The sequence below is a fragment of the Pseudomonas siliginis genome (assembly GCF_019145195.1).
Taxonomy (GTDB): Bacteria; Pseudomonadota; Gammaproteobacteria; order Pseudomonadales; family Pseudomonadaceae; genus Aquipseudomonas; species Aquipseudomonas siliginis.
The window spans coordinates 223678-246912 of sequence record NZ_JAHSTW010000005.1 but is presented as its reverse complement, the minus strand read 5'-3'; the positions used below and the strand labels follow the sequence as shown (position 1 = coordinate 246912).

Below are 23235 nucleotides of genomic sequence, written 5' to 3'. Positions count from 1 at the left end.
GGGATGAGCAAAAAAGTTCGCCGTTCGGCCAAGAAAACGGGAGCTGAATGCCCGCGGGGCTTGATGAGTTGGCCGTTTGTTGACCGACTATGAAAGGCGGCAGCTGTGCACAGATTAGTAGGCCGGCAGGAATTAGGGAGACCGGCGCGCCCGAAAGCGCCCTGCGCACAGCCACCAAACACGGAAGTGACCGAAAAGAGACGACTGCAAACCAACGATCAAACCTCGGATCTGCTCAATCCAGAAGCCTTCACGCCGGCCCGCAATCGCCATAAAGGTCAGGCAGGAACAACCTGTTTTTCTCGGGAAATCGACTTTAATTGCCCCAGATTGCCCTGCCTGGTCACATGGGCGGTGACAGGACATACGATACCGGTGAGCTGACAGATGCGCTGCCGGGGGATTCGGCCTTTTCTGTAGGCAATTGCATCGATATGAGTAGTATCGCGAGTGAACAAACCACAGTGACGTCGCGGCGCGGCTTGCACTCGAACGTTTAATCATGAATAGTGCGTCTATATGCCCTCAATAGTAGGGCATTTTTTCGATATCTTGACGTCATTTTGGCGTCTAAATGACTTATTGGATTGCAAGGTGGGTCGTCACAAATGGGTAGGATTAACATTCGGGAGCTCCCGGAGCACATTCACAAAGCCATCAGTGACTCGGCGGAAAGGAACAATCGCTCAACTGAAGGCGAAGTTCGCTCGATTCTGCAGGCTTATGTTGCCAGCTTAGAAGAAAAGCCCGCACCGATTGAGACGCTCCGCCAGAGTTGGCAAAAAGGCGTCGGACAGCGACTGGACCAGCTCTTTGCCTGTGTGCGAAGAGATCAGGTCTTTGGTTACGGTGATCGTCAGAGCTTGGTGGGAATCGCGCGAACTATCGGCGAGGATACCCCAGCGCACTTGCTCGATTGTATGGAAGGGATCGCGTCGCCTTCATTTGAGATGCTTGATCGCGTAGTGGCGTGGTCTGCCGGATCATACGAATGGCTGGTCAGCGGCGTAGGAACGGTATTTCCCGTGGAAAGCTTGGGCAGCCACTATCGAGACTTCTTTTTGCATGATCGGCAAAACCGCAACATTACCTTCCACCTGCTACGCGTCTGCGGCGGGCGATTGGATGGGATGATTTTATGCATTCGGCACGATAGTGATAAGCAGACCTATGCCTGTGGACAAATGTATTCCAACTTTCATTTGAAGGCTGGCATGGGGTCAGGAGGCCACGGTAACCTCAATCGGTTTATCCGCTTCCTGAAAACTAACTGCGGAGATCGCTCATTCAAATGCTACGCATATGAAGAAGCCGAAATGACTACGGAGCCAGGTAGCCACCATCCTCTCTACTACCTCCGCGCAGCCACTCCGGCCAACTGGTTAACCATGCTGTTCGATGGAAAAGATCCTGATAACTGGCTTGAAGGGTATTCATCGAGCTGGAAAGAGGTTGGCGAATTGTCGTTTGGGAATGGTGAGGCTGAGTGAGCTTAGAGCTAGGTCCGGTTTATCTCGCATTTCGGCAGAGAACCGGACGCGCTCTATGATCGCATTGTTTCACGGTTCTCCTCCCGTTTCGTCCTGATCAACACTACTGCTTTAGGGGGGGCGGCATCACCTATATACCGCATTGGGTTTTGTCCCTCCGCATCTATTCCAAGCTCGAGGCCCATGAGCAGTTCGCGCGGCAGATCTGAGTCGGGATAGGCGTCGCGCAGTGACACGAGGACCTTAGCCAACCAGCCGCGCATTGGAATTCCTGTAGAGCCGGTTAAAAGCGGTCGGATCGGCGTTCCAATAAGATTTTTCTCCAAAGCACCTCCAAAGGTGTGAAGACAACAGGTACCTGTTATCTCCTCGTGCCCGGCGATCGTGCGTATTGCATTCAGGGCGTGCTTCCACTGGAGTGTTCCCTGCCGGCTAGGGCTCACAGCTATCGGAGATAGTTCGCTTGCGACGAAATAAGCAAAGTCGTATCTATTGTGAACCGGGTAAAAGACACCAAATGTGCCTACTGATGGAAGAACGGCACTGGATAGCAGGTCTCCTGGTGGATGAAATGTTTTTGTGGCTGGGCGTATTGGCGGACAGTTGGAAAGCAGGTCCCATTGTTCCATGTTTGCCTTAAAACTTTGATGGCCGGGTGCTTTTAATGGAGCAGAGCACCCGAGTGAATTTGTGGTAACTTTAGCTTGATTGAACGTCATCCGTGCAGCGCTCGGGCTACCTTCCTGGTAGTGCACAATCAGCACATCGCATAGCTCGCAGCGGGGAAATGGTCGACCAGCGCCACGCCCCTGGTTAAACGTTACTTGATAACGACTGCCGTGATACTCCAGAGCCAATGCATCCGGGCCAAGGGCGCGGAAGGCTCGAATGAATGCTCTGAACAGCTGAATTTCACCACGAGCCCCTTTCGATTCTCTAGCAAAGGCCCGCTGAAGTTTTCTTCCAGTCACCGGTAACTACTCCTTGTTAGTTTTGATGCCAAATTAAGCGCAGTTTTGTCACTCGCTTCTGTATAGAGCGATCAATTTTCAATGCCGCTTCAGGAAGCGCAGCCGTGAACTGGCCAAGTGCTACGCTACGAAGCGTGTTGATCGGCTCGCAGGATAAGGCTTATCACTTCATTCGTATAGGAAATCGTTAATGGGCAGCTCCATCATTTACACGAATAGTTCAGGCCAAGATCAGGTACAGAAACCCTATACAGCTTATATGGCTAGGGCGTCGAGAATTAGGATTGCGGTTCCGTACTTCACCCGCGAACTTGAAATTATGCAAGCTGCGGCTCGTGGCGCAAGCATTGAATTACTAGTTGGGCTTAATAGGATTACAAATCCTTCAGCGCTCCGTCGCGTTCTCGATACGCCAAATTGCTCAGTACGATATTTTACTGATGGTTTTCATGCGAAAATTTTTCTTTTTGATGACGTAGCCATGCTTGGATCGGCCAATCTTACTGAAGGCGGAATATCGAGCAACCGGGAGGCGGTTGTCGTGTTTGATCAGCTTGGTGACGAGGAACGTATGCTCAGTTTGGAAATTTTCTTCGCCCAAGTTTGGGAAAGCGCCGAAGTGCTAACGCAACAAGTTTTCAAGCAGTTTAGGGATGCGTGGGATAAAGCTTCCCGCTTGGGAAGTCCAGATGCTCCATTCCAAGTACTGCGTGACGTAGAGCCGCCCTCGGTGCTCGCGGGTAGCGAGAAAAAATCCGCCCGGCAATATTTCCTTAGTAATTTACAAAAGTCGATTTATGAGCAATACCGCCCGGCTTTCGCCGAAGTTTCTGAGATGCTCCATAATCGAGGGTCACAGCGAGCTGAATTTGTCGGTTTTGATCCAGCTTTCGAGACGAATCGCTTTCTGAACTGGGTGCGTCTTGAACACGCTGTCGGAGATGCGTCTTGGCAAGACGCACCCCTGCGGTCTGAGAAAGATCGACGACATTTAGTTGGGAGTTTTGTCGAGCATTGGATCAGTACCACTACGCCCCACATCCCGGAGGACTATTTTCAGATGCTCGCGCAATTACAACGCGTTATGGGGAAGCCCGAAAGTATAAGTGCGAGCAGCCAGGAGCAATTAGCTCATGCTTTAATTTGCGTGCACGCGTTCAAACAACAGTTGCGGTTTACCTTGGGTGGAGAGGAAGCACTGCCTGAAAAGTTCTGGGAACTCAATCATGGAAATCTACTGCGTGTTAAAAGTTCATTGATCAATTTGGTACATGGGGACGACGACTTTGCCGAGCGCATCTGCTCAGTGCTCTATGATCAGAGGTGCAAAATTGGTGGTTTCGGTCGATTTTGTGCGCTGGAGTTAGTTGGAACTATAAAGCCTGAGCAGGTACCACCGATCAATGGTCGCATGGCTAAGGCTTTAAGGTATTTAGGTTATGATGTGTTGGCGACCTGAATCGAACGGCGCCCCACTGATCAAGACTGCGTTAGCTTATGTAGCATCGTTATTTCATTGATGCAATTCGTAAGATTGGAGCGAAGGGTTTTATTTTCTCCCGTTTTTTGAAAGCCTGCACTGCCTTCTTGATATCCCAAATTCACTAAGCTCGTCACAAATTCTCGGCTGCGTATTTGCTCAAGTGACTCTCTACTTCTCAATACACCCTCGAGCCTTCTATAAGTGTTAGGCATTATCCACATGTCATCCATGCCCCGAAGCAGGTCAGTAGAGAACAGAAGCCTTTCTATTATCTCAAGCCCCGGGATGGTTTTTCTAACAGAGATTCCATCTCGTAAATAATGTTCACCATTAAAGAACTTAATAAAAGCTTCTCGCATATAGCGAGAGCAACCTTTATCTAGGTTTTCATAAGCATCATTACCGGTATAAAAAAGCAAGGAGTTATAGATGGCTTTTATTCGATTTAGGGACTCCTCAATCGAATAGATGTTTATCCCACTGTTTTTCCCCAAGTAAAAGACGTCTCCATCAAATGGGCTACCCACCCATTTGCAGTGAAGATCTCCAAATAATCTTATCAGGAGCGTAACGGCGCGAATAATATCTTCGTCGCTCCATTGATTCATGTTAAGCATCTGATCTAGTTGGGTTAGTTGACTGCCAAGACGTCCGATCAGGTTTTCGTCAGACTCAGCTTGCCGAGGCTTAACGATAAACTCCACATTTGTCGGTCGGTTATTTTGGAAAACTTCATTGTAAAGCGTTTCTTTATTTGAAAATTCTAATTGACTTTCGAAATTTATTTGGAGTGCTTCAAGTCGTTCCATAAACAGCTTGCGATGATTTATATACTGTTCGAATGTTATGGCGCTAATTTGTGCGGAGATAACTTTCTGTTGTTCCTGATTTTGTTTATTCAAGAAAAGGAGTGTGGCGATTGTAGCTACAGTTCCAGTGAGGGTAAAAAAGCCGGCGAGCAGAGAACCGAAACTGCTCCAAGCGGCATGCTCATGTGAAAGGGCGCCAAGAGAATGGCCATACAAAGTGAACAATATACATCCTAGAATTGCCAGGATCGCTCCCATGCTTATCCAGATCCAATGCAGATGGTTATCTTTTCTCTCAGGTATCACGAAAGTCGCCCTCAAATCGTAATAGTGGCATCGTACCAGCAGCCTCAGTATTTTGCTTTGGGAGTTTAACGGGGCAACAACCGTTTGGCCGTTTCTAAGATTTCAGGAAATGCCCACATTCTTGCTAAAATTACTCAACTGATCCTCACCCCCCACTCGAAAAATATTCGCCAAATAATCCAGCAACACCACTTCTTCACCATTGAGCATCTGCCTTACATAGGTGGCAGAAAACGGCGTCTCATACTTCGTCGGATCCCGTGGTTTATGCGTGCCCAACTGGTACTCCTTACCCGTGATGGTCATGGTCGTCACCAACGGCACTTCATTGACCAGCCCGCCGTTATTGAACACCTGCACGTTCGAGCGGCACTGCAACTGCACGCTCTTGAACGGGGTGACGAGCTTTCGCGCTGCTTCGACGTATAGGCTGTTCCAAGTAATCTTCCCTTCCAGTTTGTCGATGCCATCCGGCAATTCGATCAGCCCGACCATGCCCAGCCCCTGAAAGTCGCTCATGACGGTTTTGATCGTGCCCAGGTCGATCTCTTCGCATTTGCCGAAGAAGCTGGCGCCGTCCAGGTAGAGGTTGGCGTTGGAGATGCGGTGTGCGCTAAAGCCTGCCATTTACAGAGCCCCCAGGTTGACGAGGTAGTCGCCGGTGATTTCGGTTTCAAAGGTGCCGCGTTCGAACGGTGGCGGCACGCTGAGTTTGTAGTTGAACAGTGCGTGACCCTGCGCCAGTTGGGCGCTGAGGTTGCGCGCCGGGTCGTACCAGCATTCGCCGCCGAGCAAGGCGCCGTCGCCGATGAGTTTGCGCAGGAACAGGTTGACGCTTTCGGTGACGCTGGTGATCAGTGCGGTGGTGATCGGCTGGTCAACAAATTGCAGTGCGCTGTAGCGGATGGATTCGTCGACGACGTCTTTGGTGCGGCGCACGTTTTCGAAGTTGCGCAGGTGGGTGACGCTGGGCCATGCGGCGGTGCGGTTGCCCCACAGGCGCAGGCCGGTGCCGAAGGCGTTGAAGACGGTGGTAATGCCGTTTTCGTTGAGCAAGTTGACTTCGCTGTTGGCGTCGTCGATGCGCGCGGTCAGTGGCCGCTCCAAACCGATGACGCCGAGCAGCGGCTGGTTGGAGCTGCTCCACCAATAACCCAGATCATGGTCGACTTTGGCGCGCAGGCCGGCGGCGCGGATGGATAACGGCTGCAAGCGTTCGCCATTGGTGGGCGCGTCGTAGACCCTGACGTGCGGGTAGCACAGGCGCACGCGATCGCTGCTGGTGTTGAAGTTGATATGGCCTGCCGGCCCGCGCCCGGCGAGCACTTGCTGGACGGTGGCGCCGATCGGTGCATCGACGTAAGCGACGCCACCGACCTGGCCGGCCGCAACGGCCAGGGCCGCCGTAACCCCGCCCAGGGTGCTGAAGCCCGGGGCGATGAATATTTTCGGGAAGAAGCCCAACTGGTTGTAGCTGTCTTGAAAGGCGCTGAGTCCCGTGCGCCGCCCCGCTGGGTTGAGGGCACCGATAATGTCGGCCGGGGTGACTTTGCCCGGGTCGGTGTAGCGGTATTCGGCGTTGATATGGGCATCAAGCGGAATGCTGCCGGTGGGCAGCCGTGTGACCTGGCCGCTGTGCAGCGACACGGTGTAATCAATGCCGGCCTGGTAGGTTGCTGCGCCATCGACGGGGGTGAGTTTCAGGCTTTGCAGGTCGCCGTGTTGCAGTTGCAGCGTGTTGTTGTCGGCGAACGATTTGAGCGATTCGGTGACGGTGCTGTGGTGAATAGCCGGGTCAAGCACGTTGACGACCAGCACGGTGCCGGTGCCAAAGTCATAGATGCCCTGCAGGGCTTCGGGGATGCTGTAGCCGGCCGTGTGCGGGCCGAACTGGGCGGCGTGGGTGTCGTTCAGGCACAGGGTCAGTTCGTTGATCGGCCCGGTGGGCGCTGTGCCGACCAGGGCGATGACGGCCGATTTGACGACGCGTATGGGGCGCGGGCCGCGTTCGACTTCGGTGGTTTCAATGCCGTGCAGGTAGTTGGCGGGCATGGGCGTCAGTCCTTGGCGAGTGATAGCGGCTTCGGCGTCTTGCCGGCCGGTCTGGTTGGGGTGGGCAATGGTTGCAGATGTTTGAGCGCCAACAGCACGCGGGTGTAGTCGTGGGCAGCGGGCAGCTCGACCGGTTGGCCGGGGTGCAGTTGCACGTCCAGCGTTTCACGGTGTTCATTCAGGCGCAGGGTCACGCCGCTGGGCGGCCCGGTGTAGAGGTAGCGGGACAGGTTCATGGGCAGCCCTCGTAGGCTTGCAGTTGGGTGGCGCGGGTGGCGTAGTCCTGGGCGTATTGCCAGACGCCGTTGCTGTGGCCGATGAAATGCTCGGCCAGCGGACGGCAGGCCTGGTCGGCGTGTGGCGGACACCACCCGGTGAGGCTGGTGCGCAGGCGGTCGAGGTAGCTGATCACGCCATCGGCGCCGTTGAGCTGACGAAAGATCAACGTCAGGCGCAGCACCAGCTGACGCGCCTGGAAGACCGCCCCCATGCTCTCGCTGTGGCCGAACGTGGATTTGCCGTAGGCCAGCAACACGGCGCCGCGTGGGTGGTTGAGGCGGTAGAGCTGCGGATTCTCAGGGAAGCGCTCGACCAGCAGCTGTTGGCCAAAACTGGCTTGCAGGCGATCGAGCATGGCGTCCATCAGTTGTTCGGTTTGGCTGTTGGTTGACGCGCTCATCGGTAACCCGCCCAGAGCTGGGCGCTGAAGTGCGGCGGACGTGCGCGCACGCGGATCTCACCGGGCTCCGGCACGGCGTGTCCCGTGGGCAGGCCGAGGGTGATGACGCCGTCGCGGATGCTTTCGAGCAGTTTGAGCGTGTCTTTGCGTGCGCTGATGACCGCGTCGGGCAAGGCGCCTTCGGGGCGGCGCTGGTAGAGCCAGTGGCGCGCTAGGTAGATGACGGCATCGCGCAGGACAGTGGGCACCGGATCGAGTGGCAGGTGGTAGCGGCCACGCAGGTAGCCGTCGACCAGTTCTTCGGCCTGGCGCACGCTGCTGGCGATGACGTGTTCGTCGGGCTGGCGCGCGCCCGGGTCGTCGTTGGACAGCTGCGTCAGTGTCATCAAGGGAATGGCGTTGCCGAGGTCTTCGCGGGTGCAATAGCGCATGGCTCAACCCGCCTTCAATTCGACCAGTGCTTCGGGAAACAAGCACAGGGCCAGCGGGTTGGCCTGGGCTTCGAGGTCCCAGCCTTTGCCCATTTTGCGCGGCTCGGCCTTGCTATAGAAAGGCTGGCCGAGGGTGTTGACGGTTTCGTTGTAGTTGGCCGGCGCGTTGAACAGACGGAAGACACCGCGCGCAACCGGAAAGACCTGGGCGACGTCGGCCGGGATAAAGCGCTGGCCGCTGACGGTGACGTCGTATTCGATGAACTCAATGCCGCCGAAGGTGAAGCCTGAGCGCAGGTCGCCACCGAGCCGATCTTGCGCTTCTTGATAGTGGGCGAAGGCTTCTTTGACTTTGGCGTGGTCGGTGAAGGCGTCGAACCAGTCCGGCCCACAGAACGAGCGAAAGCCGGTGACCATGACGCCGCCGAGTTTGGACTCGGCGTGACGCTTGGCGTCGAGGCAGGCTTTGCGCACGTTGGTGCCGGCGCTGCTGAGGGCGACGGTGACGCTCTTTTGCTCGACGGCAAACTCATCGAACAGGTCGAACAGCACCGAGCCATCGGCGTCGAGCAGTTTGCCGCGCAGTGCGCCGACGCGCTGAAATTCGCGCGTGGTTTCGATGCTGTTTTTGAGGTCTTGCAGGTGGTCGTTGATGACGGTGGCCATGGGCGCGGTGGCGCTCTCCTGACCGAAGGCGGCGATGCCCTGCAATTGGCTGGGCAGCAGTGGCCGGCTGATGGGCAGGTGCAAGGTTTCGAAGGTGCGGCGCTTGCGTTTGTTGCCTTTGACCGGCGCGGGATCGTCGTTGCGTGAGGTGTTCGGCACCAGGACCAAACGGCCCTCGCGCTCATCGATGATGACGCTGGTGCTGGTGACACCTTTTTCATCGAACAGGCCCATGGCGCCGACCTTGCCGGGAATGGCCGGGAGTTTGTTAACGGCGGCGGTCAGGTTGGCGACGGTGAAGAGGTCTTGCAGGTTCATGGGGTGGCTCCGTTAAAGGGTGGCACGGGCGACGATGCCGAGGGCGTTGAGCTCGTCGAGGGCAGCGGTTTGTTGCGGCTCGGTGATGCCGGCCGGCCAGACCAGTTCTGCCAGCGCCACGACAGCACCCCGGGCGATGACCACGGCGGGCGCATCGCCAGCGCTCGCGTCGACGCGTTCGGCCAAGACAGCCACGGCTTTTTTCGCCGGCCCCGCACCGCTGGGGTCAAGGACCTGGTACTTGTAGGCAACCTTGGCGAGCACTTGGCCCAGGGCGTAATCACTGCCGCCCAGCAGCGTGACGCGGTCTTTGCTCCACCCGGGGCTGACTTGCGCCAGCAGCAAGTCGCCGAGGTCTTTGGGCTGGTTGAAAGTGGCCATGGTCATTGCCCCCGCTGGGTGCGGGCTTCGGCATCGGCCAGCAACGGGTTGGTGCTTTGCGCGACGGTTTGGCCGGCGCGCTGCAAGGTGGCGACCTCGCTGAAGCTGATGGCGCCGGTGAGGTCTTTGAACAGGCTTTTGAGGCCATCGCTCAACGGCTGACGCTGCTCGCCCTCACCAAAGTGCAACGGCGTTGCACTGAGCTGCGCAGCATCAAGGGTGGCGATGACCACCGGCGCGTGCAGCGGCTTCATGCCGGCGGCAACGAGTTGCTCGGCGTAAGCGACGCTGGCGGTGTGGACAGCCTGCTGCACAGCAACACGTGAGGACTGGTCGCGTTGGGCGAGTTCGTTTTTTAGGCGCAGGTTCTCGGCCTGGAGGGTGTCGGTGTCGGGTGCGGTGATCGGCGGCGTTTGCGGCGCAGGCTGAGGTGCCGGTGCCGGTGCCGGTGCCGGTGCTGGGGCGGCTGGCGCGCCTTCGCTGAAGTGGATGACGCCGGGCTCTGCTTCGACGAGCTCGATCGGGCGCAAGCCTTTGACGGCTGGCGGCTGGGCACCGAGGAAGCCAACGTGGCGCAGGTAGTAGACGCCGGGTACCGGATTGTTGGGCGCGGTTGGGTGGTAGAAGGACGCGGAGATCTTTTTGTAGCTGCCGGCCGCCAGTTGCTCGGCGAAGGCCGGATCGATTTGTTGCGGGGTGGCGATCAGGCCTTCGGCGGTGGCGCTGAGGGACTGGACCCAGCCGGCTGCGGGGGCGTCGTGTTGGGGGTGGCCGATGACTAAGGGTGCTTCGTGGAGGGTTGGATTGTAGGCGGTTACGGTGGCGGATAGGTCGGAGGCGGTGAAGTTTAGGGTGGTGCCGCAGGATGCGGTGTGGAGGCCGGGTTTGAAGATGTGGAGGGGGTTCATGGTTTAGCGCTGCGTTGGGGAGATATGCAGAGCTTGGGCTTGATGATGGGTTTGGGCTTTTAATCGGATTTAAAGGGTGGACTGCGTGGATTGCTGATGATGTGGCGGAAACTACGTACGCGTATGGCGGCCTGCTTGTTTATAAAGCATTTACCGCTGATGCCCCGCGCAACCTTGAGCGGTTGCGGGGAGCACGGTGTTCTGTGCCTGCTAGGCCTTTGTGTATAGCCTTCGTTCCCATGTTTCAGTTGCCGGTTTAGGGCGTCGAAACATCCAAAACGAAAACATCGATCAGCCCAACTAGTTCTGGTGGTAGCGTCTGCTGAATACTCTCTTTCAGTTCTTGGGCAGTCTTTATAGTCGTATTTTTGAGGCCTGCGACCTTTTCACCAGGGCCGAACCAGATTGCAAGATAAATGCCCTGCTGTTCTGCATCTGGGTGGATGGAGTAGCGATCATAGAGTTGCGCGGATGCAGCCGTGTATAGCTCTTTATGCCACTGACCTTTTACTTCCGTCACAAGCAGCCGTCTTTTGCCACCGATGAATTTGGTCGCAGTGAAATCGCTGCGGTTTGCACTTTTTAGCTGATGCTCTGGCGTGATCGCGATGCCTTGAGGCTCAAGTCTTAGATTGAGACGCTCTGCAATGATTAAAGTCGCTGGGACCTCACCAAGTCGCTCACCTTTCTCGTAAAAGCGACTTGCGGTGTCGAATTCTCCACCATCTATAGCTTTCTGAAAATCTTGAAGTTCTTGGAGGACGAGTTGGCGCAACCCCTCCACGTTCACAACGGTATCGCGATCAAGTCGACTGACGATGTCTTGGGGAGTCGGCGGTTCAAAATCTCTCAGCGCTTTTTGTCTAACTTTACCAGCAAGCATGCTCTTAAGGTCGTTATGCATTTCTATATAACGCGCATCAGCAAGAAGGCGATTTAGCACACCAATAGCCTCGTCAGATTGTTCCGAATATATTAAACCGACTATGTCAGTAAGAAATCGATACGCGACCTCTTCTTCAGGGCTCTCCGTCCCCCAATGACTTGGTAGGTAAACCTTAGGCCATTTGTCAATAAAGGCATCGAGGATTGCCTCTACTTTTTTTGCTGTAAGTATGGGCCAGTAGGTATTCTCGCCGTGATTGAAACGGCCGGAGCGAGCATTAAGTGAGAATACTGTATTCTTGTCTGATTTGAGCCAATTCCAGTATGCATTAGGGGTTTCTTCTATAAAGTAAAACGCCCGCACGAACCAGAATATGCGTTTTTGTTCAAGATCCTCATCCGTTGTGGGTGATGGCCAGTCTGTCATAAAGCTTGCACAACGCTGCGCAATTATCTCTTGGAGAGCACTACGATCGCCAAATTGAGTAGCAATCTCAAAAAGCGTTTCCAGCGGATCAATAGCTAACTCAGGGAAGCAACGAAGCCACTCTACGGATAGGTTTGCTCGTAAATGACTAAAAATTTCATCGCCGCGTAAAAGCCACATATCTGGGTTCTTACAGGCCTTCCGTGACAGTTGAGGCTCTAGATACTGTCGGAGGTAATTCTCGGCACTTGATGGCTCTGCAAAAACGAGTCGATCAATTTCAGACTTTAATGTGTTACGTTCCTCTTCGATAGCCGAGCTATAATGGCGATCAATACTGGTCCGTAGTGCGGTCAATAAACGTAAGTTTACGCTCTCCAAGCTACCGTCGACACGCATGATTTCAAGGCAAGCCGCTAGTAAAATCCACTCTGAGTACAAAAATTTTCCTGAACAGTGTAACTCAGAAAATTTTGCTAATTCGGGGATCGACGAATCTATGAAATCTAGACAATTTCTGAGGGCCGCACAAACTAATGATGCGTCACCAACACTCTCCTCAATTCGATCAGGTCTCATGAGGGACAATTCGGCAAAATGGACAAGACTTTGCCAGTCTCTACCACTCTCGATTATTACTCGGTTGTTCTGGTAATGCAGGATATTCGCAGCGCGTACGTCGTCCCGTTGCCGTTGACGGCGCTTCGCTTTGCGATTCAATCGTGGCATTTGAGTGCTTTTCGCCACTCGTCTATATGCTTTATTTGATCTGGCCCACGCGATCATGAATTGGGGCTTTGCTAATGCCTGTTCCCGCATGTGGCGTCTTAGAGGATTTGTTCCTGGTTGTGTTTTATGGTGATACCGCTGGTGTAGGGCAATAAAATTTTCCCACAGCGCAGAGTTGTCTAACTCAAATGCCAAGTTCACTATAAATTCGTAATCGTGCGCTTGAAATTGCAGGCCTGAGTGCGCGTAAAATTCAAATTTCTCCACTTTTGTTTTGAATATTTTATCGGCATCAGTCAGCGTTCCGAAAACGTGCGCAATAATTCCTTGGCGTAATATGTCGTCATTCTTAAGCGTTTCAACTGCGGTGCTATAACTCGCTTCTTTTTGATGATGAAAGTTTAAATTTTCGAGCCACTGCCAAACGCGTTTAAAATCAAAAGGACCCGAGCTCAACTCAAAATATCTATCCAGCATTAAGCCAATGATCTTGCTGATACCATTTCGACAGTTACATTCGTAGCATTTCTTACCGCAGTTGCATACCGTATGCCAAGACAATTCATCTAGAAGTGGTTCAATTAAGTTCAAGTCTAAATTGCCGACAAACTTCTTTATAAAATAGCGCGTTCCTACTGTCCGTTCATAAGGTTCTTTTGGTGCAGGATAAAGCTTCGAACAAGTGAGAAAAATATCCGACAGGTAAACCGGGCCAAATGTTTCTGGGCCCAAGGCTGTTATGATATTTATTGCAATCTTGAGCGAGATATTGCTGGCTTCATCAACCAGAACCGCTAAATCGGCACGATGATCATGTCTGGTAAGATCGAGTAGGCATCTGCTGGCGAGCAATCGAGTGTGTTCGCTTTGGCTTGGTTCGCAAAGGAGCCTAAGCAATTCATCTGTCAAATGCGCAATCGCCGGTGAACCCGTCAGAAGCTCAAGAATCAGGTCACGCAAATGCCCATCATTTCCGGAAGTAAGTAGGGGTTTTATTTCCTTCATGACATCTTCCGTGAAGAACCCTGCAGCACTAAATCTCCTCCAAGAATCTCCTCGCCGGAAATAGGGATCTTTGCTTTCCACGTCTTTCAAACGCAGTATCAGTAGGCGTTTAGAGGAGTGTTCAAGTTGAGACGGATCACCGTTCGCTAGTACTGCATAGGGATCAAGCTCGATTGCTGACTCCTGAATGGACTTGTTGCCTAACGCGGCCAACCAACCTAATAGCCCCCGCAATTCGTCCCGTACAGTGGCGTTCGGAGCGATGATAGGTAGACATTTCTGGATCGTCAGATGGTCCGCTGGGTCAGCTATTCGTTTGGCCAAGTAGTCCGCCGCACAGTATTCAGCAACGATCTTGTGCACCGGCCGATGCTGATCCGCACTGTCCCCTGGCTTAAAAAGTCGAGTTGCCAAAATGCTGTCAGCGACCGTGGGCGTGTCAAACAGTGACGCTAGCAAAGGATAGATCCGGTCTGCGGTTGCTTCACTCGTTCCTATGCCTTCTGCACCTGAAAGCAAAAGCTTGGCAAATACCTCGGAAGACAGATCCACCTTTTGTGCGATCGAGAGGGGCTGGCCGGTCTTCGCTACAGTAGTGTTAGCCTCCTTCGCAAGACGCTCGACGGCTTGGGAGAATATATTTCGTTTGTCCGTGAAGCGTCGGCCGCTTTCGATGAAGGCATCTGCGAACATCTTCAAAAACTGGGGATTAGGGAGTAGCGCTCCTAAGTCGAATCGGGCTACTTCCGCTTGGAACGTCGCGAAATCCTCACCTTGAACATGATGATGGAAAATAGCCCGCTGTTCTTCTTCGTCAAACTCGACCAGTCTGACCACAAGTGGTGAGCATCCGAGGTACTCCCCGAATGCACTCGTGGCCGCGCTGCTCCATTCGCTGGACCGGCTCGAAATGATGACGTGGGTTGGCTTTGCTTTACTGGCGTTAGCCAGAAGGCCATGTATCCCCGATTGATCCAGTTTGGCCAACTCATCAAACGCATCGATGACAAGCGGTGAATGCTCAACGTCGGTGCCTACGTGTTTGAATTTGTTTGCGGTGACGGTAGAAATGCCTAGCTGTCGGGCTAGGCTTCCCATGAGCTCAGTTTTCCCGCCGCCTGGCTCGGCTAAGACAACGACGTAATTTGAGGCGGCCAGTAGCGCCTCCTCAGTGAAAGTACTGTCTTGATTGACGAGTCTGCGCGGAAGATAAAAATCTGGATTCATGGTAAAAAATCGAAATGGATAGTGATTAACTGCACCCGTTTTCAGGCGCCATTTTATTTTAGTTCGACCGCTTCACTGGCTTTCTTTCTGAAGATATTACGTCATTTCGCGATCAGCGTAAGCGTCCCCTACGTGCCAATTATGTTCATTTTAGGAAACGTTGGAGCGCAGTGGAAAGGCGCAGACACCAAAGGTGTCATACGATCAATAAAATTTATCAAAGCCCTTGACGCCAGCGTTGTAAGAAACTACGGTCAACTGGTCCTTTCTGATTTTCAGCAAGCTGACATAGCTTTCCTACTTAAGCTGAGTCTTATAGACATTGCACAAAGTGCCTATTGACTCGTGTATACACTCTCTCCTCGGAGACTGATTCCTGCTTGGAGGATCTCGGAAGTTTCGATGCTTACTTAAATAGTTGCAAAATAACTTGGGACGACTGTTTGGCAGGCTGCTGGAAGAGCTTTCATCAGGCAACTTTTCGAGCGCATCAAATGAAAAATTTATCCGGACTACCTGAACAAGTTCGGGAATTGAGCAAATAGTAATTTCAGTTGAAATGGTCGACGACCAGCGAGTTGGGATAATGACGAGAAGGTAATTCAAAAGAGTTCAATCTGCATCGAGATACAGTGTGCATATCATGAAATGCTAAGAGCCGTTCAAAAGAAATCTGAAAAAACTATGAAAGGCGGAGTCATTGATGCTCGAATTCGGCATCAATTGAATTTGCTTATGGGAGGAATTCGAAGCCTCAATAAGCTCACCCAAAATATGTCATTGCGACAATGGGGGTGTCGGTTCGAGAGATGCGTTAAAATGGTGCAAACACCCTGGTTTCGAACCAGGAACTCCTCCTTCCAAATAAACTCTGAAACAAAGGTTATTAAGAATTTCTCGGGGTATGTTACCAATTACACCAATGTTTGCGTAAAGGACTATAGCAGAGCATGATTACTAATACAAACGCTTTTTTTATTCTCAAGCAGCAAATTCAGTCCTCAATTGACTTTTCTGTTTTGTGTTGTCAAGCAGTCCCCGCACTAAAAGCATATATAAAAGCTGTTGAAAAAGGCTCCGCGCCGAAATTGCCTGACGCAGACCACTTCAAAGGTGACCCTAACTTTGACCAACTCAAAGGATACATTCCAGAGTACAGAAAAAATCTCGGAAAGTTGATGTTTATTAATTCCTTCAGCTATTTTGAGGCGTATTTTAAATCTCTGATTGCAGAGGTGCTTGAGTTTCACGGGGGCAAAGATGCGTTTGTTGATCGTGCAAAAAAAAGGCAACACCAACACTTGGTTTTCGCAGAAGGCACAGATACAAAAAAATCTGCAAATAAACTAAGAGAGTATGCAAAGCCAAGTAAGAGCTTTAAGTACATTAAATACACTAATAAGATCGAGCATACAGACTTTCGGTTCCCATCTGAACTCTTCGCGGCTTTTGGGATATTCGAGCTTGGCACTAATTATAGTGATTTGAAGGCTTCACAGATACCGCATGTCGCGCAACTCTGCTTCGGCGTGGATCTCACTGAGTCAGAGGTTGAAAGCTTTTCCTCCTATAGAAACCTAAGAAACAGTGTTGCGCATGGACAAACTTTAACAATAGATTTTAACGAGGCGAATGCGGCGAATAGCTTTTTGCGCTCCCTAGCATTGAAGATAGACAAACATGTTGTTAAGCACTTTTTGGTCATAGAAATATGACAGTCAATATTTGACTAATAAGTCCCGGCAATCGCAGGTCTTAGAAGGACCTGCGATCAGCCGCTTACTCTACTCTTCTGCTATCGACTGTGGTGTCCACATGCAGTATATATCGCTTTTGCTATATACAATAATTTGAGAAAATCCCCTGAGCGAATCTGAAAGTTTTTCGAGCACGGCGGAGTAGTCTTTTGGCTTATCAATCTTTGGTGGCTGCAATCCAAAGTAACACTTGAGAAATCTTTCTTCATCCGTGTAAACCAGGAGCGCCGTTTTGGAGGGGTAAGTTTTCCCACTCTTTTTCTTCAGGGCTGTTTCGAATAAGTTGATTTTACGCACATGAGTTTCGTGATCTGATTCACTAATAGTCGTGATATTATTCCCTTCTGACAACTCCTCAAGTTGCTTTGCATCTTCCGAGCCCTGCAGGGTCGTGACTTCCAGATAACGTATGTCCGGAAAGCCCAAATTTTCAGCCAGATACTCGACAGTCGCGTCGTAATTTTGATTCCCGTCAACCCACTGGATCAAAACCTCCTTTGACTCAGAAAAATATAGCTTTGCAAAATTGGCGATAGGAAACAGCTCGTCATGAACCTTGCGAAGAAGTCCTGATCGCTGAGGATGCTTTGGTGCTGATCGAGTTCCAAACGTCAAGATGTTGAATAAGCTCTGAATTGAAGCTGCATGAAAATAATACTTGTCTGCTGTTGTAGGCTGCTGGGCAGCTTCTGTAATAGCAATTTTATCTTTCTCCCATTCCATGGTTAGTGGAGCAGATAATGGAAAAACAATTTTATCTTCTGTATTCATTGTTTTTTGATCCGTCTAAAATTATATTTCTCGGCCAACATGCTGGAAAGTATTTCGACTATCTCTATCCTCGTGGGCCTGCAAAATCAATATTGCACGGGCATCTATGTAAAGTCGGACCCGCCAACAAATGCAGTCGAGGTCTAAATAACTGATCTGCCCATGCTTAAGCCATTTCGACATGAACTACCGTATCGATCAAATACACGATAATCGCATTAAAAAATCAAGCGAAATTGCCAAGATGGCCTCCTCCGCTTCGTGTTGAAGAGACCCATGACTATTTGCCGGTAGATACGGCCGTTGCGGTATGTCTCCCCATAAGTGCGGAAAATTTTCCTGAGTCCCACCAAACTGCATCATCGCCGCATACGGTTTGTTGCTGCCAACCATGGCCGAACTCTCGGTCGCGTGCGTGGTTATCGATGCCGCCAAACCAGCAGCACTGGCCTGCAGCATTTGCCCCGGCCAGTGGCCGTGCTTCGCACGTTTCTCAGTGGTGACATCGGAGAGTTCGGGCCATTCGGGACGCCCTTCGTGTTCGAAGTTTTCTTCGGTTTGGCTGGCGAGTTCGGCGGCGATGGATTGCATCAGCGGGGTCAGGTCGCCGATGGCGTCTTCGATATGGTGGAGGGTTTGTTGTAGGTGTTGGCTGGTTAGTTCGATGGTGAGCATGGGGGCCTGTGTTTTGGGAAGTGGGTTTGTCGGTGGGCTTTGGTTTGCCAAGATCAAAAGATCGCAGGCTTCGCCAGCTCCTACAGGGGACCGGTCCGGCTTGGACGTTGTGGTGTTTGGTGGTCCGCTATCGCGAGCAGACTCACTCCTATATGGGGTTGCGGTGGGTGAATTTGGACGTCGGACTAATCTGGGCCGTGGTTAAAGCCTGGGTCTGGGTGGAATGTAAATTCATGGCCTTGGGCGTTGGTCAAGCGGATGCCGGTGACGGTGGCGGTTCGGGTTTCGCCGGTGTGTTTATCGATGCCAGTTTCCAAGGTTTGGGTGACGGTTTTGCCGTGGCTGGTCTGGATGGTGAGGCCTCGGCGTTGGACGGCGGCTGCGGTCAGGGCGATGACGCGGCAGCGGCAGTTGAAGCCGTTGGGTGGGTAGATGGTTTGCCAGATGGGGTCGTCGTGGCGGAAGACCTGGCCGTGCATGGCTCGGTGGCTGGGGCGGGTTTTGCTGTCGAGGATGGAGACGAGCATCCAGTACGGGTGGGTGGCAGTGGCAGCTTGCATGCTGGTTTTGCGGCCGGCCATGTAGGCGCTTTGCAGGTTGGTTTGGTAGATGGTTTTGAGGCGGCGCGGGCTGCCGAGTTGGACGGGTTGGGCAGTGCCGTCTGCGGCGACGATGATTTGTTTGCCCCACCAGCCTTGGGCTTGCAGCGTGGGTGTGAGGTTGGCGGTGAATTGTTTGAGGTTCTGGCCTTGTTGCAGGGCTGTTTCCAGGGCGGCGCGGATGTCGGAGAGCAGGTCCAGGCGCATGGCTTTGGCGACCGTGAAGGCTTGGTGGTGGGCCTGGTCGAGCATGTCTTGCCAATGCCAGGTGATGGCGTAGCCCTTGGCGTGCAGGTAGGCGATGGCGTTGGCGGGTTCGAGGCCGAAGATGGCTTGCAGGTGGCTGGAGTCGAGGGTGTGTTTGGCCATGTCAGTCTTCCCGGTCGGCGGTGGCGCTGAGGTGGCCCCAGGTGTTGGCGATGAAGATGAGCTGGGCCAGGTGTTGTTCCAACGCTTGGGTGTCCATGTGGGGGTTGGCCGCGGCTAGCCGTCCGAGCGCGTCGGCGTCGGTCGGGCTGTGCTCAAGCGCAGCGATCAACGGCGCAATGGCGTGTTGGCTGTGTTGGTGGAGGACGTTGGCTGGTAGACCATTGATGGCTTGGTCGAGGGCGTGCTGGTCGAGTGCGGAATGACTTTGGTACTCGCTGAATGCGGGCGAGCCGGTGACGGTCGGCGTTTTTCGCAGGTCGCCTTCTTGCAGGTTGTAGGTGCGTTGCCAGTAGGCGTTGGTGAATTGGACGCCGGATTCGGTGAGGGCTTTGTCGCGTTGGGCAAGGCTTTTGTCGATTTCTTCTTGTTGCCACAGCTGATAGTTCGGAGCGGCGACGTGGGGGCCGAAGTTGAGGTCGACGACGTGGCGAATACAGGCGTTGAGTGCGGCGGCGACGATGCCGGCGTCGCCGTCGCGGATGTCGTGGGTGACTTCGGCGCCGGCGGTGGCGCTGGCGCGGTTGCTGTCTTTTTCGGTGGTCTGGTTTTGGCCGAGCATGGCGACGTTGATTTCGCTGCGGCAGTACTCGAGCAGTTGGCGGTAGACGTCGGCGCTACCAGCTTTGCCGGCGGCTTCGATGATTTGCACGCTGGCATCATCCGGGATCGCAGCGACGGCGTCCTGGACCATGGCTTCGAGGCTGTCGAGTAGTAGGTCGGTTTCGTGGTCGTTGGCGCCGCGCGGATGTTTGCCGATGACCCAGGGGCTGCCGTATTTCTCGGTGAATTGAACCCAGAATTTCAGGCCGCCGCGCATGAAGGTCGCCGGCCAGAAGCACATGCTCAGGTCCGGGAAGCCATAGGGGTTGGCGTAGGTGGCGTCTTGGCGGGCAACAATGAAGCGTTGCGGGTCGCAGGCTTCGCCATCGTTGCCTGCGTCTTTGGCGCGAAAGCGTAGCGCGTTGTCTGGATCGTAGAAAAACCATTCGGCCGGTTTGCCGAGCAGGTCTTGCGGCACCAGGTATTGGCCCACGGGCTGCCACAGCAATTCGACTGGTTGGTAGCCATACAACGGCGCGTCGAGCAGTTCGCGCAGGATGCGATCGAGGTCGAGGTCGGCAAGCCAGTCGCAGACGAAGCGCTCGACTTTTGCTGGTGCGTCCGCGCGCTTCAGCCCGCGTTCCAGTGAAAGGACGGCGGCTTTGCGGCGGCGGATGTTGCCGCCGACCAACGCGCTGCTACGTAGGTCACGGTAGATCTGAATGTCTTGGCCTTGGGCTTTGAGGATGGGGTCAGGGTTTGGCAGGTGGCGGCTGAAGCCACCGGGTTCGATACGCCCGCGCGTGGCGATGTGGCGGTTGAGCGCGGGACGGCGTTGGGTGTCGGTGAAGTTGACGAATTCAGTGGGGCTGACCCACAGGCCTGGGCTGTTCATGCGTACCCTTGGGTGATGTGTTGGCCCTGACGTGGGCGGCGGGATTTGACGCTGACGGGGCCGGCGCTGACTTCGAGTGTGGCGAAGTGGGCCAAGGCACCGGCGCCGGCGAAGTCGCCGTGGCGGTAGAGGTCAGGGTCTTTGAGGTCTTGTTGCCGTGCTTTGGCGATCATGGGGATGCCGTCGACGGTTTCTATCGCGCGGATGTCTTGGTGCAGCGAGTCGTCACGCGGCAGCGTGACGCTGGCGTCTTCGAAGAGTTGAACGAATTTGGGCATCCAGGCGCCGTACCAGGCACGGCTGATTTTGACTTGGTGGATGCGGTTGTGGCCGAAGGCGTCGGCGGTGTCTTCGGCGAGAGTTTCGCCATTGCCGGTGGCATCGAGTGCGGCGCCAATGAAACGCGGCAGGCCGCGCAGGATGTGAAAGAGAATCTGTTTTTGCTGGCGGGTGGGCACTTTGTGCAGTTCGACGACAAAGGGCACGTCGCGGTGCCGGCGCTGGTCGACGGACATCGGGCAGATGATGGAAAAATCGCGGTGTCGCGCGTAATCCATGCCGAGAAAGTGGCGTAGTTCTGGCGCATGGGTCTGGCGCATGACCGGCACCAGATGGCGTTCTATCCAGTCGGTGACGTAGGCCTCACGGCGATGCACGGGTTGTTGGCTGAAGGCGTCGTCGAGGGCCAAGCGCAGGACGCTGCGACCCGCGCGCATGGCTTCGTCGATCCACACCCCGGGGATGCACACGCCGTTGCCGTCGCGCGGTATGGCGTCGAGTTCTTCGCGCATTTGCGCTTTGCGCGGGCCGTAGGCGTGGCGGATTTTTTTGTACCAGGCCTCTTTGCCTTCGGCCGTGGGTTGCTCCCCCGCCATGTAGCAGACGCGCTCATAGAGGCCATTGGCGACGGCGTCGTCGAAGGTGGCGCGGTAGACCTTGGCGCTATCGCCGTAGCGCTGGTCGCGGATGTCGCTGACCATTTGGTTGAAGGCGTTGGCTTTGCCGTTGTGGGTGCTGATGATGACGATGCGCCCGCCCCAGATGAGCAGCGCGGTGGCGGCGTCGAGCACGGCGGAGACGTTACGGTGGAAGGCGGCTTCATCAATGATGACTTTACCTTGCAGGCCTCGCACGCCGGCGGGGTTGCTGGAGAGCGCGACGATTTTGAAGCCTGAGGCGTAGCGGATGCGGTAGGCGTTGATGTGCCGCGTGTTGCCGCTGTCGTCCTGATCTTCGAATAAAAATTCTTCGATGTGGCTGACGCCGGACGCTTGGGCCTGGGCCATGACGCGGCTGAATTTGGCGCAGTAGCCGATGAATTCGAGGCCCTTTTCTTTGGTGTCGCCGATGTAGAAGCAGTCCATGCCGCCGGCGGTTTTTTGTGAGGCGGCGGTGATGACGCTGTCGAGGGCTTCGGCGAAGGTGATGCCGGTGCGCCGGCCTTTTTCACACAGTTTGATTTGCGCGTCGATGGCCAGCCATTGGCTTTGGTGGGCCATGAGCAGGCCTTCGGCTTGCGGATGATAGTCGGCGGGGATCTGCCGAACGCTGGGCGGCAGTTCGTCCCATTCGATGACGCGCAAAGTGCTGGCGGCCGGTTTCATGCTTTGACGCCGAGGAAGGTTTGGCGCCAGTACTGGGCCTGGTCTTCGCTCATGCCTTGGGTTTTGACGGCATGGTCGAGGGCGGCGGCTTGTTCTTGCAGCAGGCGTTCGCGGGCGGCGGTTTCGAGGGTTTGGCGCTCTTTGACGCTGAGGGTGCGCGCTTCCATGGTGGCTTTGGCGGCGCGGGCCAAGGCGGAGATTTCGGCGATGGTGACGTCGTCTTTTTCGTGGGCGCCGATGGCGGCTTGGTAGGTCAGGGTCGAGATGGCTTCGACGAGCAGTACGCCGGTTTTGTCGGTGGCGTCTTCGCCAAAGGCACCGACGAAGGCTTCGGCCATTTCGCGTTGTTGGCGGGCTTTGTCGGTGAGTTGGTCGAAGCCGACTTTGAAGCGCCCCAGGGCGCTGCGGCTGGGAGGCTTTTGGCTGGGGTAGCGAGCCTGGATGTCGGCGAGCATGGCGTCGAGGGTGAGGCGGTCTTCGCGCAGCAGTTTGTGCAGGTAGGCTTTGACGTCGGCCGGCAGGCGGTTGATGGTGGATTTGCCGGCCATGGTCAGGCTCCGGGCCGTTGGATGCCGGGCACGCGGGCGCGGCCGGCGGCGATGTCTTGGCCGCGTTCGGTGAGGGTGGCGACGAGGACGGGGCCGACTTCGCTGAGGCTGACGGCGTTTTGTTCGGCGAGCCATTGCAGTTCGGTTTTGGTCTGGTCGCGGCTGGTGCTGTGGCCGTAGTGGTCCAGGGCGGTGTTGAGGACGGAGCTGTTGGCGCGGTAGCCGGGCATGTCGGCGAGCAGGCGCAGGATGACGAGACGGATGTCGTGGCGCAGGTAGTCGGTGTAGGCAGTCATGGCTTTTCTCGCAGCAGGTAGTCGTTGATGCGGTCCAGGGCGCGGGCCAATGGGCTGAGGGCGTCTTTGACGCCGGTGAGTTCGGCGCGGATGGCTTTCATGTCACCGAGCAGGTCGGCGATGGCGCTTTGGTCTGGGAGGTGGCGTACGTGTTCTTCGAGGGCGACGATGCGGGTGCGCAGGTCGTGCAGTTGTTGGGCGCTGGCGGCTTGGCGTTTGGCGATCCAGGTGTAGAGGCTGAGGACGGTGAGGACCAGCCACTGGACGATTTGGCCGAGGGTGTTGAGGTCGTCGAGGGTCATGGGATGACCCGGCGGATGTTGGGGGTGTTGCGCGGGGTTTGGGGGTGCATGA

At 54.7% G+C, this 23235-nt stretch carries 22 protein-coding genes; 3 read left to right on the top strand and 19 right to left on the bottom strand.

All coding sequences use genetic code 11. The features are described from left to right. Window positions 1–608: 608 nt before the first annotated feature. Window positions 609–1490, top strand: a complete 882-nt coding sequence (locus KVG87_RS12530; protein ID WP_217850949.1) for a FitA-like ribbon-helix-helix domain-containing protein — start codon at window positions 609–611, stop codon at window positions 1488–1490. 53 nt (window positions 1491–1543) lie between these two features. Here KVG87_RS12530 and KVG87_RS12525 read toward each other — a convergent pair whose 3' ends face one another. Continuing rightward, window positions 1544–2461, bottom strand: coding sequence for a hypothetical protein (locus KVG87_RS12525; RefSeq protein ID WP_217850948.1), 918 nt, complete (start codon window positions 2459–2461; stop codon window positions 1544–1546). A gap of 190 nt (window positions 2462–2651) precedes the next feature. Here KVG87_RS12525 and KVG87_RS12520 point away from each other — a divergent pair, with 190 nt between their 5' ends. Beyond that, window positions 2652–3920: a phospholipase D family protein gene (locus KVG87_RS12520; RefSeq protein WP_217850947.1), complete on the top strand. Its 1269-nt coding sequence runs from the start codon at window positions 2652–2654 to the stop codon at window positions 3918–3920. A 20-nt stretch (window positions 3921–3940) separates the two neighbouring features. Here the strand turns inward: KVG87_RS12520 and KVG87_RS12515 are convergent, their stop codons facing one another. The 10 genes from KVG87_RS12515 to eruA all read right to left on the bottom strand — a co-directional run bounded on the left by KVG87_RS12515 (window position 3941) and on the right by eruA (window position 14767). Continuing rightward, window positions 3941–5011, bottom strand: coding sequence for a hypothetical protein (locus tag KVG87_RS12515; protein WP_217850946.1), 1071 nt, complete (start codon window positions 5009–5011; stop codon window positions 3941–3943). A 150-nt stretch (window positions 5012–5161) separates the two neighbouring features. Beyond that, on the bottom strand, window positions 5162–5686 hold the full coding sequence (locus tag KVG87_RS12510; protein WP_217850945.1) for a phage major tail tube protein: 525 nt from the start codon (window positions 5684–5686) through the stop codon (window positions 5162–5164). Next, window positions 5687–7111: a phage tail sheath subtilisin-like domain-containing protein gene (locus KVG87_RS12505; RefSeq protein ID WP_217850944.1), complete on the bottom strand. Its 1425-nt coding sequence runs from the start codon at window positions 7109–7111 to the stop codon at window positions 5687–5689. A gap of 5 nt (window positions 7112–7116) precedes the next feature. Next, the gene (locus tag KVG87_RS12500) at window positions 7117–7347 is read right to left on the bottom strand and encodes a hypothetical protein (RefSeq protein WP_217850943.1); all 231 of its coding nucleotides are present in this window, start codon (window positions 7345–7347) and stop codon (window positions 7117–7119) included. Beyond that, entirely contained in the window at window positions 7344–7790 is a 447-nt protein-coding gene (locus tag KVG87_RS12495) for a Gp37 family protein (RefSeq protein ID WP_217850942.1), read from the bottom strand. Before KVG87_RS12495 ends, KVG87_RS12500 begins: the two co-directional genes overlap by 4 nt. Then, window positions 7787–8221, bottom strand: a complete 435-nt coding sequence (locus KVG87_RS12490) for a gp436 family protein (RefSeq protein WP_217850941.1) — start codon at window positions 8219–8221, stop codon at window positions 7787–7789. Before KVG87_RS12490 ends, KVG87_RS12495 begins: the two co-directional genes overlap by 4 nt. A gap of 3 nt (window positions 8222–8224) precedes the next feature. Then, a complete protein-coding gene (locus KVG87_RS12485) occupies window positions 8225–9205 on the bottom strand; it encodes a major capsid protein (RefSeq protein WP_122692019.1) in 981 nt (326 codons plus the stop codon). Window positions 9206–9217: 12 nt separating this feature from the next. Continuing rightward, complete coding sequence (locus tag KVG87_RS12480) at window positions 9218–9586, bottom strand: head decoration protein (RefSeq protein WP_217850940.1); 369 nt, start codon at window positions 9584–9586, stop codon at window positions 9218–9220. Window positions 9587–9588: 2 nt separating this feature from the next. Continuing rightward, window positions 9589–10494, bottom strand: a complete 906-nt coding sequence (locus KVG87_RS12475; RefSeq protein WP_217850939.1) for a phage protease — start codon at window positions 10492–10494, stop codon at window positions 9589–9591. A 256-nt stretch (window positions 10495–10750) separates the two neighbouring features. Beyond that, the gene (gene eruA, locus KVG87_RS12470) at window positions 10751–14767 is read right to left on the bottom strand and encodes an NACHT domain-containing antiphage protein EruA (protein ID WP_225930863.1); all 4017 of its coding nucleotides are present in this window, start codon (window positions 14765–14767) and stop codon (window positions 10751–10753) included. A 950-nt stretch (window positions 14768–15717) separates the two neighbouring features. Between eruA and KVG87_RS12465 the strand changes: the two genes are divergently transcribed. Further along, window positions 15718–16482 (top strand): HEPN domain-containing protein, encoded by a 765-nt coding sequence (locus tag KVG87_RS12465; RefSeq protein WP_217850938.1) that lies wholly within the window; start codon window positions 15718–15720, stop codon window positions 16480–16482. Window positions 16483–16551: 69 nt separating this feature from the next. On the opposite strand, the gene KVG87_RS12460 is transcribed toward KVG87_RS12465, so the two are convergent. The 8 genes from KVG87_RS12460 to KVG87_RS12425 all read right to left on the bottom strand — a co-directional run bounded on the left by KVG87_RS12460 (window position 16552) and on the right by KVG87_RS12425 (window position 23183). Further along, a complete protein-coding gene (locus KVG87_RS12460) occupies window positions 16552–17295 on the bottom strand; it encodes a hypothetical protein (RefSeq protein WP_217850937.1) in 744 nt (247 codons plus the stop codon). A gap of 198 nt (window positions 17296–17493) precedes the next feature. After that, entirely contained in the window at window positions 17494–17970 is a 477-nt protein-coding gene (locus tag KVG87_RS12455) for a phage virion morphogenesis protein (RefSeq protein WP_217850935.1), read from the bottom strand. 185 nt (window positions 17971–18155) lie between these two features. Further along, entirely contained in the window at window positions 18156–18938 is a 783-nt protein-coding gene (locus tag KVG87_RS12450) for a phage head morphogenesis protein (protein WP_217850933.1), read from the bottom strand. A gap of 1 nt (window position 18939) precedes the next feature. Next, the gene (locus KVG87_RS12445; RefSeq protein ID WP_217850931.1) at window positions 18940–20433 is read right to left on the bottom strand and encodes a DUF935 domain-containing protein; all 1494 of its coding nucleotides are present in this window, start codon (window positions 20431–20433) and stop codon (window positions 18940–18942) included. After that, entirely contained in the window at window positions 20430–22037 is a 1608-nt protein-coding gene (locus tag KVG87_RS12440; protein ID WP_217850928.1) for a hypothetical protein, read from the bottom strand. Before KVG87_RS12440 ends, KVG87_RS12445 begins: the two co-directional genes overlap by 4 nt. Beyond that, window positions 22034–22585, bottom strand: coding sequence for a phage protein Gp27 family protein (locus tag KVG87_RS12435; RefSeq protein WP_041478366.1), 552 nt, complete (start codon window positions 22583–22585; stop codon window positions 22034–22036). Before KVG87_RS12435 ends, KVG87_RS12440 begins: the two co-directional genes overlap by 4 nt. A gap of 2 nt (window positions 22586–22587) precedes the next feature. Then, window positions 22588–22881, bottom strand: coding sequence for a VpaChn25_0724 family phage protein (locus KVG87_RS12430; RefSeq protein ID WP_041478368.1), 294 nt, complete (start codon window positions 22879–22881; stop codon window positions 22588–22590). Continuing rightward, the gene (locus KVG87_RS12425; RefSeq protein WP_041478369.1) at window positions 22878–23183 is read right to left on the bottom strand and encodes a DUF2730 family protein; all 306 of its coding nucleotides are present in this window, start codon (window positions 23181–23183) and stop codon (window positions 22878–22880) included. Before KVG87_RS12425 ends, KVG87_RS12430 begins: the two co-directional genes overlap by 4 nt. Window positions 23184–23235 lie beyond the last annotated feature (52 nt).

Excerpts from the sequence above, each read along its gene's own strand:
- KVG87_RS12530 (WP_217850949.1), top strand. The coding sequence starts at position 609 with ATGGGTAGGATTAACATTCGGGAGCTCCCGGAGCACATTCACAAAGCC.
- KVG87_RS12520 (WP_217850947.1), top strand. The coding sequence starts at position 2,652 with ATGGGCAGCTCCATCATTTACACGAATAGTTCAGGCCAAGATCAGGTA.
- KVG87_RS12515 (WP_217850946.1), bottom strand. The coding sequence starts at position 5,011 with ATGGGAGCGATCCTGGCAATTCTAGGATGTATATTGTTCACTTTGTAT.
- KVG87_RS12510 (WP_217850945.1), bottom strand. The coding sequence starts at position 5,686 with ATGGCAGGCTTTAGCGCACACCGCATCTCCAACGCCAACCTCTACCTG.
- KVG87_RS12505 (WP_217850944.1), bottom strand. The coding sequence starts at position 7,111 with ATGCCCGCCAACTACCTGCACGGCATTGAAACCACCGAAGTCGAACGC.
- KVG87_RS12500 (WP_217850943.1), bottom strand. The coding sequence starts at position 7,347 with ATGAACCTGTCCCGCTACCTCTACACCGGGCCGCCCAGCGGCGTGACC.
- KVG87_RS12495 (WP_217850942.1), bottom strand. The coding sequence starts at position 7,790 with ATGAGCGCGTCAACCAACAGCCAAACCGAACAACTGATGGACGCCATG.
- KVG87_RS12490 (WP_217850941.1), bottom strand. The coding sequence starts at position 8,221 with ATGCGCTATTGCACCCGCGAAGACCTCGGCAACGCCATTCCCTTGATG.
- KVG87_RS12485 (WP_122692019.1), bottom strand. The coding sequence starts at position 9,205 with ATGAACCTGCAAGACCTCTTCACCGTCGCCAACCTGACCGCCGCCGTT.
- KVG87_RS12480 (WP_217850940.1), bottom strand. The coding sequence starts at position 9,586 with ATGGCCACTTTCAACCAGCCCAAAGACCTCGGCGACTTGCTGCTGGCG.
- KVG87_RS12475 (WP_217850939.1), bottom strand. The coding sequence starts at position 10,494 with ATGAACCCCCTCCACATCTTCAAACCCGGCCTCCACACCGCATCCTGC.
- eruA (WP_225930863.1), bottom strand. The coding sequence starts at position 14,767 with ATGAATCCAGATTTTTATCTTCCGCGCAGACTCGTCAATCAAGACAGT.
- KVG87_RS12465 (WP_217850938.1), top strand. The coding sequence starts at position 15,718 with ATGATTACTAATACAAACGCTTTTTTTATTCTCAAGCAGCAAATTCAG.
- KVG87_RS12460 (WP_217850937.1), bottom strand. The coding sequence starts at position 17,295 with ATGAATACAGAAGATAAAATTGTTTTTCCATTATCTGCTCCACTAACC.
- KVG87_RS12455 (WP_217850935.1), bottom strand. The coding sequence starts at position 17,970 with ATGCTCACCATCGAACTAACCAGCCAACACCTACAACAAACCCTCCAC.
- KVG87_RS12450 (WP_217850933.1), bottom strand. The coding sequence starts at position 18,938 with ATGGCCAAACACACCCTCGACTCCAGCCACCTGCAAGCCATCTTCGGC.
- KVG87_RS12445 (WP_217850931.1), bottom strand. The coding sequence starts at position 20,433 with ATGAACAGCCCAGGCCTGTGGGTCAGCCCCACTGAATTCGTCAACTTC.
- KVG87_RS12440 (WP_217850928.1), bottom strand. The coding sequence starts at position 22,037 with ATGAAACCGGCCGCCAGCACTTTGCGCGTCATCGAATGGGACGAACTG.
- KVG87_RS12435 (WP_041478366.1), bottom strand. The coding sequence starts at position 22,585 with ATGGCCGGCAAATCCACCATCAACCGCCTGCCGGCCGACGTCAAAGCC.
- KVG87_RS12430 (WP_041478368.1), bottom strand. The coding sequence starts at position 22,881 with ATGACTGCCTACACCGACTACCTGCGCCACGACATCCGTCTCGTCATC.
- KVG87_RS12425 (WP_041478369.1), bottom strand. The coding sequence starts at position 23,183 with ATGACCCTCGACGACCTCAACACCCTCGGCCAAATCGTCCAGTGGCTG.